This is a genomic window from Actinomadura rugatobispora (assembly GCF_042656285.1).
Classification (GTDB): Bacteria; Actinomycetota; Actinomycetes; order Streptosporangiales; family Streptosporangiaceae; genus Spirillospora; species Spirillospora rugatobispora.
In genome coordinates, this window is sequence record NZ_JBHSON010000001.1 from 107,777 (window position 1) to 122,864 (window position 15,088).

The 15,088-nt window shown below is 72.7% G+C and carries 16 protein-coding genes; 8 read left to right on the forward strand and 8 right to left on the reverse strand.

From position 1 onward, the window contains the following. Positions 1 to 45: 45 nt before the first annotated feature. Positions 46 to 354: a DUF3817 domain-containing protein gene (locus ACFPZN_RS00425; RefSeq protein ID WP_378278899.1), complete on the reverse strand. Its 309-nt coding sequence runs from the start codon at positions 352 to 354 to the stop codon at positions 46 to 48. A 193-nt stretch (positions 355 to 547) separates the two neighbouring features. On the opposite strand from ACFPZN_RS00425, the gene ACFPZN_RS00430 reads away from it, so the two are divergent. Further along, entirely contained in the window at positions 548 to 1,267 is a 720-nt protein-coding gene (locus ACFPZN_RS00430; protein ID WP_378278901.1) for a DUF4230 domain-containing protein, read from the forward strand. Between the two features lie 224 nt (positions 1,268 to 1,491). On the opposite strand, the gene ACFPZN_RS00435 is transcribed toward ACFPZN_RS00430, so the two are convergent. Then, entirely contained in the window at positions 1,492 to 2,679 is a 1,188-nt protein-coding gene (locus ACFPZN_RS00435) for an acetyl-CoA C-acetyltransferase (protein WP_378278902.1), read from the reverse strand. A gap of 130 nt (positions 2,680 to 2,809) precedes the next feature. On the opposite strand from ACFPZN_RS00435, the gene mce reads away from it, so the two are divergent. From mce to ACFPZN_RS00450, 3 genes are all read left to right on the forward strand, one after another. Further along, positions 2,810 to 3,238: a methylmalonyl-CoA epimerase gene (gene mce, locus ACFPZN_RS00440; protein WP_378278903.1), complete on the forward strand. Its 429-nt coding sequence runs from the start codon at positions 2,810 to 2,812 to the stop codon at positions 3,236 to 3,238. Positions 3,239 to 3,722: 484 nt separating this feature from the next. Next, entirely contained in the window at positions 3,723 to 5,051 is a 1,329-nt protein-coding gene (locus tag ACFPZN_RS00445) for a DivIVA domain-containing protein (RefSeq protein WP_378278905.1), read from the forward strand. Between the two features lie 141 nt (positions 5,052 to 5,192). After that, on the forward strand, positions 5,193 to 6,707 hold the full coding sequence (locus ACFPZN_RS00450; RefSeq protein WP_378278907.1) for an AI-2E family transporter: 1,515 nt from the start codon (positions 5,193 to 5,195) through the stop codon (positions 6,705 to 6,707). A gap of 15 nt (positions 6,708 to 6,722) precedes the next feature. Here the strand turns inward: ACFPZN_RS00450 and ACFPZN_RS00455 are convergent, their stop codons facing one another. The 4 genes from ACFPZN_RS00455 to ACFPZN_RS00470 form a co-directional block, all read right to left on the reverse strand. After that, the gene (locus ACFPZN_RS00455) at positions 6,723 to 7,511 is read right to left on the reverse strand and encodes an alpha/beta fold hydrolase (protein ID WP_378278909.1); all 789 of its coding nucleotides are present in this window, start codon (positions 7,509 to 7,511) and stop codon (positions 6,723 to 6,725) included. A gap of 118 nt (positions 7,512 to 7,629) precedes the next feature. Beyond that, on the reverse strand, positions 7,630 to 8,373 hold the full coding sequence (locus ACFPZN_RS00460; RefSeq protein ID WP_378278911.1) for an alpha/beta hydrolase: 744 nt from the start codon (positions 8,371 to 8,373) through the stop codon (positions 7,630 to 7,632). Between the two features lie 64 nt (positions 8,374 to 8,437). Then, the gene (locus tag ACFPZN_RS00465; RefSeq protein ID WP_378278913.1) at positions 8,438 to 8,761 is read right to left on the reverse strand and encodes an ATP/GTP-binding protein; all 324 of its coding nucleotides are present in this window, start codon (positions 8,759 to 8,761) and stop codon (positions 8,438 to 8,440) included. Positions 8,762 to 8,828: 67 nt separating this feature from the next. Next, on the reverse strand, positions 8,829 to 10,484 hold the full coding sequence (locus ACFPZN_RS00470) for a 3-hydroxyacyl-CoA dehydrogenase family protein (protein WP_378278915.1): 1,656 nt from the start codon (positions 10,482 to 10,484) through the stop codon (positions 8,829 to 8,831). A gap of 55 nt (positions 10,485 to 10,539) precedes the next feature. Here ACFPZN_RS00470 and ACFPZN_RS00475 point away from each other — a divergent pair, with 55 nt between their 5' ends. Further along, a complete protein-coding gene (locus ACFPZN_RS00475; protein ID WP_378278917.1) occupies positions 10,540 to 11,532 on the forward strand; it encodes an LLM class flavin-dependent oxidoreductase in 993 nt (330 codons plus the stop codon). A 67-nt stretch (positions 11,533 to 11,599) separates the two neighbouring features. Here the strand turns inward: ACFPZN_RS00475 and ACFPZN_RS00480 are convergent, their stop codons facing one another. Both ACFPZN_RS00480 and ACFPZN_RS00485 read right to left on the reverse strand, forming a co-directional pair. Then, positions 11,600 to 11,986, reverse strand: a complete 387-nt coding sequence (locus ACFPZN_RS00480; RefSeq protein ID WP_378278919.1) for an SCO5389 family protein — start codon at positions 11,984 to 11,986, stop codon at positions 11,600 to 11,602. Between the two features lie 92 nt (positions 11,987 to 12,078). Further along, positions 12,079 to 12,279 carry a hypothetical protein gene (locus ACFPZN_RS00485; RefSeq protein ID WP_378278921.1) on the reverse strand — a complete coding sequence of 67 codons (201 nt, stop codon included), beginning with the start codon at positions 12,277 to 12,279 and terminating at the stop codon, positions 12,079 to 12,081. 218 nt (positions 12,280 to 12,497) lie between these two features. On the opposite strand from ACFPZN_RS00485, the gene nucS reads away from it, so the two are divergent. The 3 genes from nucS to ACFPZN_RS00500 all read left to right on the forward strand — a co-directional run bounded on the left by nucS (position 12,498) and on the right by ACFPZN_RS00500 (position 15,075). Continuing rightward, entirely contained in the window at positions 12,498 to 13,178 is a 681-nt protein-coding gene (gene nucS / locus ACFPZN_RS00490; protein WP_378278922.1) for an endonuclease NucS, read from the forward strand. 93 nt (positions 13,179 to 13,271) lie between these two features. Beyond that, entirely contained in the window at positions 13,272 to 14,480 is a 1,209-nt protein-coding gene (locus tag ACFPZN_RS00495; RefSeq protein WP_378278924.1) for an outer membrane protein assembly factor BamB family protein, read from the forward strand. A gap of 10 nt (positions 14,481 to 14,490) precedes the next feature. Next, positions 14,491 to 15,075, forward strand: a complete 585-nt coding sequence (locus ACFPZN_RS00500) for a TetR/AcrR family transcriptional regulator (protein ID WP_378278926.1) — start codon at positions 14,491 to 14,493, stop codon at positions 15,073 to 15,075. Positions 15,076 to 15,088: the final 13 nt, after the last annotated feature.

Here is a 15,088-nt window from a genome sequence, read left to right on the forward strand (position 1 = left end):
GGCCACGACGGGACCCCCCAGACCCGCCGCGGCCATGCAGAGTCATCAGGCCGGGACGCGTTCGGCGGTCCCGGCCGGCTTGACCCAGTGGCGCTCCACGAAGAACGGCGCCACCGGAAGCACACCGGCGATCAGCGCGAGCACCGTCCGCTTGCCCTTCCAGCCCAGCGCCCCCTGCGCGACCAGCACCAGCCCCACGTAGCCCAGGAACAGGACGCCGTGAACGGGCCCCATCACCTGGACACCCTGCGGGGTGTCCGCCATGTACTTCAACGGCATGGCGACCAGCAGCAGCAGAAGGAAGGAGACCGCCTCGGCGATCGAGACGATCCGGAGAGCACGAACGATGTCCACAGCAGGCCAACGTACCGGCACCCCGGCATGGTTTCGTCCATCCGTATGGCGCTTCTCACATCGCCCTCGTCCCATGTTCGCCCAGGTCATGGTACTTTCGGCGCTCCCCGGAGCGAGTTCGGCGTCCCGCGGTGTCCGCTTCGCAGCCGCCGGGTAAGGTGACCCGGCCCGATCACCGGGAATGCCCCTACGCATGGCACGTTCTGAGCAAAAGAACGACGAATCGCCCGAGGCCGTGCGGGAGCCCGCCGCGTCGCCGGGACGGCGCGGGCCCGGCCGCGGCCGGGTCACGCTCCTCCTGGTGGTCGTGCTGACCGCGGCGGTGGTGCTGGCGGGGCTGCAGGTGCTCCGCTCGCTCCCGGACTGGATCAACCCGTTCGCGGAGGAGACCAAGGACCGCAGCGGCCCGGTCGTGCTGCAGTCCATCCGCGACCTGGCGCGGTTCGAGTCGGCGTCCGGCAACTTCCAGGTGATCGTGGACCTGGAGAAGGACGCCAAGTTCCTGCCGGGCTCGGTGCGCGGATCGCGGACGCTGTTCGTCGGGCACGGCTCGGTGGACGCCTACGTCGACTTCGCGAAGCTCGGCTCGGGGGCGGTCACCGTGAACGCCGACCGTACGGCCGCGACCGTGCGGCTGCCCCGCGCGCAACTGGAGGCCACCAACCTCGACCCCAAGCGCAGCTACGTGTTCGAGCAGCAGCGCGGCCTGGTCAACCGGCTGGGCGACTTCTTCAGCGGCAACCCGAACGACCAGCAGCAGTTGCACGTGCTGGCGAGCCAGAAGATCCAGGCCGCGGCGGCGGAGAGCGGCCTGCGCGAGCGCGCCGACCAGAACGCCAGGCTGATGCTCCAGAACCTGCTCAAGGCGCTCGGCTTCACGACGGTGACCGTCCAGACCACCGCCTCCCAGTGAGCAACCCCAGCCACCGCGACCGAAGCGTGCAACAGCGAGCCGACCCCTTGGCGCACCAACCGCAACCGGCTGCTCAGCCCGCGGCGACCTCAACCATGGCGATCGCGTCCGAAGGCAGTTCCGAGCCTGCGAGGAACTGATCGCGGAGCGAGCCGCCAGGCGAGTTCGAAGCGATGCAGCGATCGCATGCGGCGGGGGGTGAAGCCGAGCCGCCAGGCGAGGCTTTACCCCCCGACGCGAATAAGCAGAGCGTCGCCCTGGCCGCCGCCGCCGCACAGGCCCGCGGCGCCGATGCCGCCGCCGCGCCGCTTCAGCTCGTGCGCCAGGTGCAGGACGATCCGGGCGCCGGACATGCCCACGGGGTGGCCGAGCGCGATCGCGCCGCCGTTGACGTTGACCTTCTCGGGGCCGATGCCCAGGTCGCGCATCGACTGGATGCCGACCGAGGCGAACGCCTCGTTGATCTCGACGAGGTCGAGGTCGTCGACGCCGAGGCCCTCCTTGGACAGGGCGTGCTTGATGGCGTTGGACGGCTGCGAGTGCAGCGAGTTGTCCGGGCCCGCGACGTTGCCGTGCGCGCCGATCTCGGCCAGCCAGGTCAGGCCGAGTTCCTCGGCCTTGGCCTTGGACATCACCACGACCGCGGCGGCGCCGTCGGAGATCTGCGAGGCGGACCCGGCGGTGATGGTGCCGTCCTTGGTGAAGGAGGGGCGCAGCCGGCCCAGCGTCTCGACGGTGGTGTCGCCGCGCACGCCCTCGTCGGTGGCGAACACGACCGGCTCGCCGCGCCGCTGCGGGATCTCGACCGGGGCGATCTCCTCGTCGAAGAGGCCGTTCTTGATGGCCTCGGCGGCGCGCTGGTGGGAGCGGGCGGAGAACTCGTCCTGCTCGGCCCGGGTGATGCCGAGCTTGGCGTTGAACTGGTCGGTGGACTCGCCCATGGACACGTCGTCGAACGCGTCGGTGAGCGCGTCGTGGGCCATGTGGTCGAGGACCTCGATGGAGCCGTACTTGTAACCGGCCCGCGACTTGGGCATCAGGTGCGGGGCGCCTGTCATGGACTCCATGCCGCCCGCCACCACGATGTCGAACTCGCCCGCCCGGATGAGCTGGTCGGCGAGCGCGATGGCGTCCAGCCCGGACAGGCAGACCTTGTTGATGGTGATCGAGGGGACGCCCATGGGGATGCCCGCCTTGACGGCGGCCTGCCGGGACGGGATCTGCCCGGCCCCGGCCTGCAGCACCTGGCCCAGGATGACGTACTGCACCTGGTCGCCGGTGACGCCGGCGCGCTCCAGCGCCGCCCTGATGGCGTGCGCGCCCAGGTCTGCGGCGGAGTGGTCCTTCAGCGAGCCGAGCAGGCGGCCGATGGGCGTACGAGCACCGGCGACGATCACCGATTGTGCGGTCATGACGGGGGCCTCCACAAAGGTCCGGCGGCGACGTTTGCCACGATACCCAGGACGACCCAGCCCGATTCCGACCGCCCCGTCCCGTTGGGGCGCACCGACCCGTGACCCGCACCTTGAGGAGCGCACCGCCATGCTGACCCGCATCGACCACATCGGGATCGCCTGCCACGACCTTGAGGCGACCGTGGAGTTCTACCGGGAGACCTACGGCTTCACCGACGTGCACTTCGAGGTGAACGAGGAGCAGGGCGTCCGGGAGGCGATGCTGAAGATCAACGAGACCGGGGACGGCGCGGCCGCCTACATCCAGCTGGTCCAGCCGATCCGGGACGACTCGCCGGTGGGCAAGTGGCTGGCCAAGAACGGCGAGGGGGTGCACCACATCGCCTTCGGCACCGACGGGGACGTCCAGGAGGAGGCGGACGGGATCTCGGGCAAGGGCGTCCGGGTGCTGTACGAGAGCCCGCGGCGCGGCTCGTTCGGGTCGCGGATCACGTTCCTGCACCCGAAGGACTGCCACGGGGTGCTGACGGAGCTCGTCCAGAAGGCGACGTCCTGATCCCGGGGGGCGCCTCGTCGGCGGACGGCCGGAGGCGCCCCTGCCGGACGCGGGACGGCGGCGCCCCTGGCCGGGACGGCCGGCGCCCTGACTCGTGCGCTGACTCCTGGGACGATCACGACGTGTCCGGTTTCGGGTGATTCAACGCGGGAATCGATCTTGATTCGGCCGGTAAGCCCGGTCGGCCCTGGATCGTGACGTGTTCGATATCACACGGCTAACCGCCGGGTTTGGGCGTGTCGGTGTGTAGCGATTCGGGCACGTCTGGTGCATTTGCACGTGGGGCCTCGCGGCCCCCGCGAGGTCAGCGGCGACTTTACAAACACGACAAAATGCGCAGCGCGTCAAGATGAGCCCCCAACACGGCAGCTCGCGGAGTACGCTTCTGTCGCCGGAAGAGGTCTGGGGCCGTGCGCCGACAAAGCCAGGCGATCAACCGGTCCCCGGAACCACCCGTAGCCCCGTCACATCAGGATTGAGCCACATGCAGTCCGACATCGACGCCCAGCTCAGCAACTTCTTCGAAGACACGCCCCCACGCGAGTTCGACGTGGTGCTCCGCGGCTACGACCGGCACCAGGTCGACGAGCACATCAAACAGCTCGACAACGAGGTCCGGCAGGCGCGTGAATCGACCCAGGCCCTGCAGCGGGAGCTGTCGGACGCGCATCGCCAGCTGCAGGAGCAGGAACGCCCGACCTATTCCGGTCTCGGCGCCCGCATCGAGCAGTTGCTCCGGCTCGCCGAGGAGCAGGCCACCGAGCTCGTCCAGGCCGCCCGGTCGGAGGCCAACGAGATCAAGGCCGCCGCCAAGGTGGACGCGGCCGAACTCCGCGCCACCACCGAGAACGAGGCGTCCGAGATGCGCGCCACCGCCCAGCGCGAGGGCGATGAGATGCGCAACGCGGCCGAGCGCGAGGCCGAGGACGTCCGCACCTCGGCGCGGCGCGAGGCCGACGAGCTGACCTCGACCACCGAGCGCGAGGTCGCCAAGCTGCGCGCCACCGCCGACCACGAGGTCGCCGAGAAGCGCGCCAGCGCCGAGCGTGAGATCGCCAAGCTGCGCACCACGACCGAGCGCGAGGTCGCCCAGCTGCGCGCCTCGACCAAGCGCGAGCGCGACGAGATCCTCACCACGGCCAAGCGGCAGGCCGACGAGATGCGGGCCCAGGCCCAGCGCATCCTCGAGGAGAGCGAGGCCCAGCGCGCCCAGGCCGAGGCCGAGTTCGAGATCCAGCTGGCCGCCCGCCGCGAGGAGGCCGACCGGCAGGACGCCGAGCGGCACTCCGCCGCGCAGGCCGCCACGCAGAAGCTGGTCGCCGAGGCCGAGCAGCGCGCCGCCTCCGCCGAGCAGCGCGCCGCCAAGGCCACCCAGCAGGCCGAGCAGACGCGGCGCGAGGCCGACTCGCACGCCAAGCAGCTCATGGCGAACGCGCGCAAGAACTCCGACCAGGTCATCGCCGAGGCCAAGTCGCAGGCCGAGCAGCTGCTCGCCGAGACCAAGGCCGAGGCCGACCGGGTCCGCACCGCCGCGCAGCGCCAGGTGGACGAGCTCACCCGCCAGCGCGACAGCATCACCAGCCACCTCAACCAGCTGCGCCAGCTGATCGGCGGCGTCGCGCCGTCGATGGGCGGCGCCGAGGAGCTGACCGCGCCGCCGGAGAAGCCCGCGCTGTCCTCGCCCGAGCCGAAGCCGGCCCCCGCGGCCGCTCCGGCGCAGGCCAAGCAGCCCGCGGCCAAGGCCGCCGGGCCCGCCAAGGGCGCCCAGGCCAAGAAGTCCGAGGACGACGACGAGGACTGGTGGCAGGAGTGAGCCGCCCGTGCCCGGCCCGCGCGGCCGGGCACGACCGCCGCTGAACGACGGGAAAGCCTAGAGGTGCTCACTGCCTCTAGGCTTTTCTGTGTCCCGGGTCCGCGTCCCGGATGGAGATAGACGGAGAACGAGGAGAGTGGCGTGCCCGACGAGCCCCCCAGCAAGGACCGGCCTGCCGCTCCCGAAGGCGCGGGAGACGAACCGCGCCCACCCGTGCCCGCCCCGTCCCCTCCGGCCGACGACCAGGCCGGCGACCTCGACCGGGCCGAGCAGGCCGAGCCACCCGGGCAGGCCGGGCAGGCCGGGCAACCCGAGCAGGTCACGCAGGACGACGCGGTCGAGCAGGCGGCGTTGCAGGCCGTGCCCTCCGGCGGTTCGGTGCGTCTGGGGGACGTGCCGCCCCCCGACGACATCCCCGACCCTCCCCGCAAGACAGAGGACAAGGGCGACGACGAGAGCGAGGACGACCGTCCCCTGCCCGTCGCGATCGGGAAGGGGAAGATCGCACAGGGGGCCGTCACGGAGGACACCGTCTCCGGCACCGCGCCCGACCCCGCGCACGACATCGAGCAGCGCAAGCGCGAGGCCGGGGTCGACCACCGCTTCCCGTTCGGACGGCCCGGCCAGCCGCTGGGCAACGCGCACCCGTTCGTGTTCGGCTTCACCGGCGCGCTCGGCGTCATCACCGCGTGGCTGCTGGTCCGCGCCGCGGCCAGCGCCCAGTCGGTGATCATCACGATCGTGGTGGCGATGTTCCTGGCGGTCGGGCTGAACCCGGCCGTGGAGCGGCTGAAGCGGATCGGGCTGTCGCGCGGCTGGGCGGTCGCCGTGGTGTTCCTGATGGTGGTGCTGTTCTTCGCCGGGTTCGTGGCCTCGCTCGTCCCGCCGCTGACCGAGCAGATCACGGCGCTGACCAGGAGCGTTCCCGAGTACATCGAGCAGCTGCAGAACAACCAGAAGATCGCCGAGTGGGACCGGCGGTACAAGCTGCTGGAGCAGGTCCAGGCCAAGATCAACGATTCGGACTTCCAGCAGACCCTCGCCGAGCGCGCCCTGGAGGTCGGCCGGCAGGCGCTGTCGGGCACCGTGCAGACGCTGACGATCCTGATCCTGTCGCTGTACTTCCTGGGCTCGCTGCCGCAGATCAAGACGTTCTTCTACCAGCTCGCGCCGCGCTCCCGGCGGGCCCGGGTGGCGCTGTTGGGCGACGAGATCCTGGACCGGATCGGCGGGTACGTGGCCGGCCAGTTCACGATCGCGTTCATCGCCGGGGTCACCAGTTACATCTTCCTGGAGATCCTCGGGGTGCCGTACGCGCTGGCGCTGGCGCTGATCGTGGCGGTGACCGACCTGATCCCGCTGATCGGCGCGACCATCGGGGCGGTGATCGTCACGCTGGTGGCCTTCCTCACCGGGCTGCCGGAGGGGATCATCTGCCTGATCTTCTACGTGATCTACCAGCAGGTGGAGAACTACCTGGTGTATCCGCGGGTGATGAAACGGACGGTGGACGTCCAGCCCGCGGTGACGGTGGTGGCGGCGCTGATCGGGGCGGCGCTGCTGGGCGTGATCGGGGCGCTGCTGGCGATCCCGACCGCGGCGGCGATCTCGCTGGTGATCCGCGAGGTGTGGATGCCGCGCCAGGAATCGATCTAGCGCGCCGAAATCGAGCTAGCGCGCGCGGGCCAGGGCGGCGGCGAACTCGGCGGCGGCCTGGTTGAACAGGTCGGGCTGCTCGACCGCGCACAGGTGCCCGGCGCGCGGGACGACCGTCAGCTCGGCGTTGGGCAGGGCCTCGGCCACCGCCCGCGCGTCGGCCTCGGTGGCGAGGGCGTCCTCGTCGCCGACCATGACCAGGGCGGGGACGTTCAGCTCGCGCAGCGTCCCGGACGCGTCGCCGCGCGCCGCCATGGCCCGCTGCGCCCACGCGGCGGCGGCCGCCGGGGTGGACTGGACGAGCCCGCGCACCCGCCCGTACACCAGGGCCCGCTGCTGGAAGGTGGTGGGCCCGACCAGGTCGGGCAGGACCTCGTCGAGGAGGACGGTCACGTCGCCGTCGCGTTCGAGCCGCTCGGCCTGCCGGAGCCGGGTCCCGCGGACGTCGTCGGTGTCGGCGCCGGCCCTGGTGCCGGCCAGCAGCAGGCCGTGGACGAGGTCGGGGTGGCGGCGGCACAGGGCCATCGCGACGTAGCCGCCCAGGGACAGCCCGCCGACGACCGCGCGGGACAGTCCCGTCCGCGCGAACAGCCGGGCGACGTCGTCGGCCATGGCGTCGACCGAGGGTTCGCCGTCGCCCAGCCGTGAGCCGCCGAAGCCGCGCAGATCCGGGGTGATCACGCGGAACCGGCCGGCCAGGCCCTCGCGCTGGGCGAGCCACATGGACGAGGACAGGGGGAAGGCGTGCAGCAGCACCAGCGGCGTTCCGGCCCCGATGTCCCTCGCGTAGAGCTGCACGGTCATGGCGGCGTGGTCCTCCCCTCGTGCGGCCGCGGAAGGCGGCCGTCCACGTGACGGCTACGCAATCGTCACCCGTGATCGGGGTCGGGCGGGGAGTGTGGCCGTGATCGGTCGCCCGGGTTTATTGCCCCTTTTGCTCCTTTTGGACGGTGGGGCCGTCCCATTCGGCGGGCAGCGGCCAGGCGTCCGGCGCGACCCGCTTCACGATCTCGCCGAGCACGATCCGGACGTACGGCTCGCCCACCCACAGGTGCTTGGCGCCGTCCACCGCGACCACCTCGGCCTGCGGGATCCGCTTGAACCGCTCCCTGGCCTCGGCCGGGCGCAGGTAGTCGTCGAACTCGGGCACCAGCGCCACCACCGGCCGCCCGTCCTCGCCCCAGGCGTCGAGGTCGGCGTCACCGGCGCGGTGCAGCGGCGGCGACAGCAGGATCGCGCCCTCCACCAGCGGGTCGCGGCCCCACTTCAGGGCCAGCTCGGTGCCGAACGACCAGCCCAGCAGCCACGGATGCGGCAGATCGTTGAACTCGGCGTACTCCAGCGCCGCCGCCACGTCGAACCGCTCGGTCTCGCCGCCGCCGAACTCGCCCTGGCTGGTGCCGTGCACGGACGTCGTCCCGCGCGTGTTGAAGCGCAGCACCGCGATCCCGGCGAGCGCGGGCAGCCGGTACGAGGCCTTGCGCAGGACGTGGCTGTCCATCATGCCCTCGGCCGTCGGCAGCGGGTGCAGGCAGACCAGCGTGGCCACCGGCGGCCGGTCGGCGGGCAGCGCCAGCTCGCCGACCAGTTCCAGCCCGTCGCCGGTGTGCAGCGTGATCGCCTCACGCCGGGCCGGAAGCACGGTGCTCGCCCGGATCTCCCCCATCGCTCTCCTTCGTCCTGCGTCGCTCGGTCGGGTCGGAACCGCACGGCGGGCCGCGCGGGACGGCTCAGTGGCGGGGGGCGTCGCGGGAGCGCCGCGTGCGCGGCCGCCTGCGGTCGCGGGCCTGCCAGCAGGGGCGGTGCCAGTGCCGCCGGTCGTCGGCGTCGCCCCGCCCGTCGGCCGGCCAGGCCACCACGTGCCCCACGCCCGGCGGGATCTCCTGGTCGCAGCCGGGGCAGCGGTACGCCTTGGTGGCGTTGGCCCCGGCGATCGTGCGGACATTCCAGTCGCCGTCGGCGCCCTCCTCCGTCCGCTGGGACCAGAGCGCGGAACCGCCGCCGCCGGAGGGTCGGGGATCCGGCGTTTCACGGCGATTCTTGCGCGGGCTCATGGCCACCAGGATAGGAGGGCGGGCGGCCGGGATCGGCCACGCCCGCCCGTCTCCTCAGCCCACCGGCTCAGCCCACCGGAAGCCCTGCCGCGGCGTGCTCCCGCAGGATCCGCGCGGGCGCCAGCGCGGGCTCGTGGCGCTCCTCGTGCAGCGCCCGCAGCACGGTCACCGCGCGGTCCGCGCCGAGCCGTCCCAGGTCCGCGACGGGCCCGGACGGGTAGCCGCAGCCCAGCGTCATGGCCGCGTCGATCGAGGCGCCGTCGGCGTAGCCGGTCTCCAGCATCGTCGCGGCGTCGTTCAGGTACGGGAAGCGCAGCGCGTCCACGATGAACCCGGCCCGGCCGCGGCACCGCACCGGGACCAGCCCGAGCGCGGCCACCAGCTCCGCGGCCCGGTCGGCGACGCCGTCGCCGCAGGCCGCCGTGGTCGCGATCTCGGCCAGCCCGCTCCCGGCCTCGGGCAGGTGCAGCCCGACCACGTCGGCGGGACGGCCGGTGGCGAGCGCCTGCGGCAGCACCGGCACGAGCGGGTCGGTGACGGCGAGGACCGCGCCAGGCTTGGCCGCGCCCGCGACCGCCTCCTGGAACCCGGTGCCGGCCCCGGCCTCGATGATGATCAGGTCGCAGCCCGCCAGGTCGGCCGGGTCGGTGCCGATGCCGGCCACGCCCGCGCCCCCGCTCTCCTGCAGGGCCTTCTCCACCTCGGCGCGGGCGTCGTCGCCCGCGGCGACCAGGTGGACGCGCCCGCCCGCGGCGCGCTCGGCGACGGCCGCGGCGAACCCGGCCGCGCCCGCGCCGGCGGCCACGATCCCGACGACCGGCGGCTCCGCGGCCTCCGCCGCCGCCTCGGGCTCGGCGTCCTTCTTGCCGTAGGAGTAGAAGCCGCGGCCGGTCTTGCGTCCCAGCAGGCCCGCCCGCACCAGTTCCGAAAGGACGGGCGAGGGCGCGTGCCGCTGGTCGCGCGTCTCGTCGTAGACCGCGTCCAGCACGCCGAGGCAGGTGTCCAGGCCGATCAGGTCCATCAGCGTGAACGGCCCCATCGGCAGCCCGGCGCCGGCCGTCATCGCCGTGTCGATGTCGTCGCGGGTGGCGTGCCCGGACTCCAGCATGTTCGCCGCCTGGTTCAGGTAGCCGAACAGCAGCCGGTTGGCGACGAACCCGGCCCGGTCGCCGATCGTCACCGGGGTCTTGCCGAGGCCCTTCACCAGGTCGGCGACCCGCTCCACCGCGCCCGGCTCGGTGAGCACGGTCCCGATCACCTCGACCAGCCGCATCACCGGCGCGGGGTTGAAGAAGTGCACGCCCACGACCTTGGCGGGCCGCCCGGTGGTGGCCGCGATCTGGGTGACCGACAGCGAGGAGGTGTTGGTCGCCAGCACCGCGTCGTCCCGGCACACCCGGTCGAGCTCGGCGAACACCTTCCGCTTGAGGTCCAGCCGCTCCGGGACCGCCTCGATCACCAGGTCGCAGTCGCCCAGGTCGGCGAAGTCGGTGGAGAAGCGCACCCGGCCGATGATCTCGGCGCGGGCCTCCTCGGTCAGCCGGCCGCGCTTGACGGCGCGTCCGGTCGACCCCTCCAGGTGGCCGCGGCCGCGTTCGAGCGCGCCCGCGTCCACCTCGATTCCCACGACCGCCAGGCCACCGCGGGCCAGCACCTCGGCGATGCCCGCGCCCATCGTGCCCAGCCCGACGACCCCGACCCTGCTGAACGAACCACCAGTCATGCCCCGCAGTCTCGCAGAGCGCCGCGGGCCCCCCGAGGCCGGGTAGGACCGGGGCGTGCGCTTTGGAATCTTCCTTCTCGCGGCCCGCTTCCCGGGCCAGGACGACGCCGCCGCCCTCGCCCGCACGGTCGAGGCGGCCCTCACCGCGGAACGCGCCGGCTTCGACGACGTGTGGCTGGCCGAGCACCACTTCATGGCGTACGGCGTCGTGCCGTCCGCCGCCACGCTGGCCGGGCACCTGCTCGGCCTCACCCGCCGCGTGCACGTCGGCACGGCCGTCAGCGTCCTGTCGAGCCAGCATCCGGTGGCCCTCGCCGAGCAGGCCGCGCTGCTCTCCCTCGTCTCCGGCGGACGGTTCCGCCTCGGCGTGGGACGCGGCGGGCCGTGGCGGGATTTGGAGGTGTTCGGCACCGGGCTGTCCCGCTACGAGGACGGGTTCGCCGAGTCCCTTGACCTGCTGACCGCCTGGCTGAGCGGCACCGAACGCCTCGGCTGGACGGGCGGGCACTTCACCTTCCGCGAGGTGCCCGTCGTGCCGAGGCTCCAGGCGCCGCCGCCGATCGCGGTCGCGGCCACCTCGCCGGAGACCGAGCGGCTCGCGGCCGAGCGCGGGCTGCCGATGCTGCTGGGCATGCACGTCGGCGACGAGGAGAAGGCCGCGGCGCTCGCACGGCACGGCCGGCCGGGGCTGCCGCACGTCTCCACCCATCTCGCGCAGGTGGCCGGCAGCCGCGGGGAGGCGGTGGCGACGCTGCTGCGCGAGATGCCGCGCTGGCTGGGCCCCGGCCTGGACGGCTACGTGCCGGTGGACGACCGTCCCCGGACCCGGCAGGACCCGCTCGACTACACCCGGAAACTCTGCGACCTGCATCCGGTCGGGTCGCCGCGGGACTGCGCCGACGCGATGATCGGCACCGTGCGGCGCACCGGGATCAGGCACCTCGTCCTCATGGTGGAAGGGGCCGGATCCGACGGCGCCACGCTGGAGAACATCGCCCGCCTGGGCGAGGAGGTCCTCCCCCTCGTGCGGGCCGGCATCGCCCCCTGAGAACGCGGCCGGGCCGTCACCGGCCGGAGGCTCTTCCGGCGGTGACGGCCCGTACGACAGGTCCCGCTCAGCAGTCGCGGAGCTCGGGAGACTGGTTGAGGATCTGCTCCCGCGCCGTCACGAACGTCCGGTACGACGCCGAATCGCCCGTGGGGAAGACCGCGACGCGGTGGCAGTTCTGGAAGGCCAGCTTCACGCCGAAGTACCGCTCCAGCGTGCCGCGCATGGCGTCGCTGGCCAGCACCCGCAGCAGCTGGCCGCGCGCCTGCTCGTCCGGCGGCGGCGTCAGGTTGTCGGCGAACTCGCCGCCGTCGACCTGCAGCCGCGCCACCAGACCGCTGATCATCTCCCAGGCGTAGGGCAGGGAGGACCGGATGCACTCGACGAACGCGGCGTCGTCGACCTCGCCCTGCTGCGCCGTCTCGAGGAGTTCGGGGGTCACGTCAAGGGACATCGGGGTTCCTTTCACCGACTGTGATGAGCACCCACCACCCGTGACGCTAACCACGCCTCCGTGAGAATTCCAGGGCTTGACAGCCGTCCGGTTCAGCGACCGGCGGCCGGCGCCGCGCCCCGGGCACGCGCGCCCCGGCGGGGTCCGCGCTGCTCGGGGAGCTGCGCGGCCTCCTCCGCCCAGAACTTCCGGGCCCTGCGGAACACGTTGATGTCGCGAGCGTTCTTCGCCTCGGCCCGCTTGTCACGGGCACGCTCCTGCATCACCGAGTACATGATGTCGTTGTGGAACATCGCCCCTCCTTGGCTGCGGGCCACTCACTCGGCCCGACATCATCAAGGTTCGTTCTAAGGCGGGTGCCCCCACATCGGGACTAAGCCCTATCTAGGCGGCCTAGAGCGCCTTAGATGCCTCAGGCCCGGTGTGGAACGTCCTAGGCGATGCCTGGGAACGGCTTAGACGAGCGGAAGCTCCGCACGAGCAGGCCCGGGAGTCAATAGGGTGGGGCCTCGTGCGTCTCGTAATCGCCCGCTGCAGCGTGGACTATGCCGGCAAGCTCACCGCCCATCTGCCGATGGCCCTCAGACTGGTGCTCATCAAGGCCGACGGCAGCGTGAGCGTGCATGCCGACGACCGCGCGTACAAGCCGCTGAACTGGATGAACCCGCCGTGCACGCTCCGCGAGGAGCCGTACGAGGAGAACGGCGCCATCGCCCGGTGGACGGTCACGCACGGCAAGTCCGGCGAGCGGCTGATCCTGACCGTCAACGAGATCGTGCACGACTCCAGCCACGAGCTCGGCCTGGACCCCGGCCTGGTCAAGGACGGCGTGGAGGCGCACCTGCAGGAGCTGCTCGCCGAGCACATCACCACGCTGGGCGACGGCTGGTCGCTGATCCGCCGCGAGTACCCGACCGCGATCGGCCCGGTGGACATCCTGTGCCGGGACTCCGACCAGGCCACGGTCGCGGTCGAGATCAAGCGGCGCGGCGAGATCGACGGGGTGGAGCAGCTGACCCGCTACCTGGAGCTGCTCAACCGCGACCCGCATCTGGCGCCGGTCCGCGGAATCTTCGCGGCGCAGGAGATCCGGCCGCAGGCGCGCGTGCTGGCCACCGACCGGGGCATCGGGTGCGTGACGCTCGACTACGACGCCCTGCGCGGCATCGAGCACGAGGGCACGCTCTTCTAGTCCACGGGTCGTTTAGTCCACGGGTCGTTTAGTCTGCCCGGGATGAATCCACGCGGGCGGGGCACTTCCGGACGGAACCGGATACTCGCCGTCGTGCTGGTCCTCCTGCTGCTGCCCGCCGGATTCGGCCTGGTCCACGCGCTCGTCCGCGACGATTCGCTGCTGTGGAGCCTCGACGGCCGGACGATCGGCCAGGGCGGTTCGGTGCGGCCGACGACCTGGGCGACCGGGCCGACGCTGGCGATCACCCGGGCCCGGGACGTGACCGGCCACGACGCCGCGACCGGCGACCCGCGCTGGACGGTGCCGCTGTCCGGCACGGTGTGCGCGGCCTCGGCCCGGCCCGCCGGAGACAGGGTCGCGGTCCAGTTCGGCCAGAAGGGGCGCTGCGAGCAGGTCGCCGTGATCGACCTGAGGGCCGGGACGAAGGTGTGGGAACGGCCGATCGGCGCCGGCCGCTCCGGCTCGGGCCAGGTCGTCATCGGTGAGGGCACCGTGGTCGTGGACCGGCTCTACGGCGTCTCCGCGTTCCGCCTGGACGACGGCCGTCCGCTGTGGAGCAGTGAGGGCGCGGACTGCGCGTTCAAGGGTCTTGTGGGCGGTCCGGTGCTGTTGGCCGGACGGTCCTGCGACCGGGGGCGGGCCCGGCGCGTGCACCGGCTCGATCCGGGCAGCGGCCGTCTCCTCTGGAGCTACGACGTTCCCCCGGGCTACGCGGTGGGGGCGATGCTGTCGAGCCGTCCCGCCGTCATCGGGCTCCGCTCCGGCGACGGCGCGAGCGAGCGGCCGTGGCGGTTCGTGGTCCTCGACGCGTCCGGGAGGCAGGTCACGAGCCTGGACGCCGGCAGGTTCGCGGTGGACTGCACGATCGTCGTGCAGGACCCCACCCGCTGCACCAACGTCGTGGTCACCGGCGACACCCTCTACGTCCGGCGGGACGGCCGCCCGCCGGCCAAGGGGTTCCGCGCGGCGCCGGTCGTCGCCTTCGACCTGGCCACCGGCCGTATCCGGTGGAGCACCCGGAATCCCGACGGCAACCACCTGTTCCCTATCGCGATGGACGGCGCCCGGCTCGTCGCCGCCCAGCCCAGGACGGCCGGGGAGGGCGGCGACCCGCCCCGGCTCGTGGCGGTCGACACCGCCACCGGCGCGACCTCGATCATGGGGAAGCTCACCGGCGAGGCCGACTTCCGGCTGCGCACCGCGACCGACCGGCAGTACGCCACGGGCCGCTTCTTCCTCACCAAGGCGCTGGTGACGGCCGGGGACGAGGTCGCGCTCCGCGCCTACGGCGCCCGGTAATCTGCAAGGCATGCCCCCGGCGACCACCGACACCACGCGCGAGCGCATCATCGACGCGGCCGAGGAGTGCTTCGCCCGGTTCGGCGTGGCCAAGACGACGGTCGAGGACATCGCCGCCGCCGCGAAGCTGTCGCGGGCGACGGTGTACCGCAGCGTCACCGGGGGCCGGGACGAACTGATCATGGCGGTGGTGCTGCGCGACCTGCGGCGCTTCCTCGACCGGCTGGCCGAGCGGCTGCGCGGCGAGCGCTCGGTGCCGGAGGCGGTGGTGGAGGGCACCATGGACGCGATCGCCTACGTCCGGGAGCGCCCGGCGACCGCCGCGTTCCTGGTGCCGGAGACCGCCGGGCACATGCAGGCGGCGGTGGCGCGGGCGGCCGAGCACGTGCTGGCGGTGTGCTGCGACTACGTCCGGCCGCACTTCGAGACGGCGCAGCGACGCCGGATGCTGCGGGCCGACATCGACGTGGAGGGCACGGTGGAGTTCCTGTTCCGGATCATCACCTCGCTGATCGTGATGGACCGGGACCGGGAGCCGGCGGCGCAGCGCCGGTTCCTGCACACCTACGTGGTCCCGGTGATCGCGGGCCCGTGAGCCGCCGGGAGCG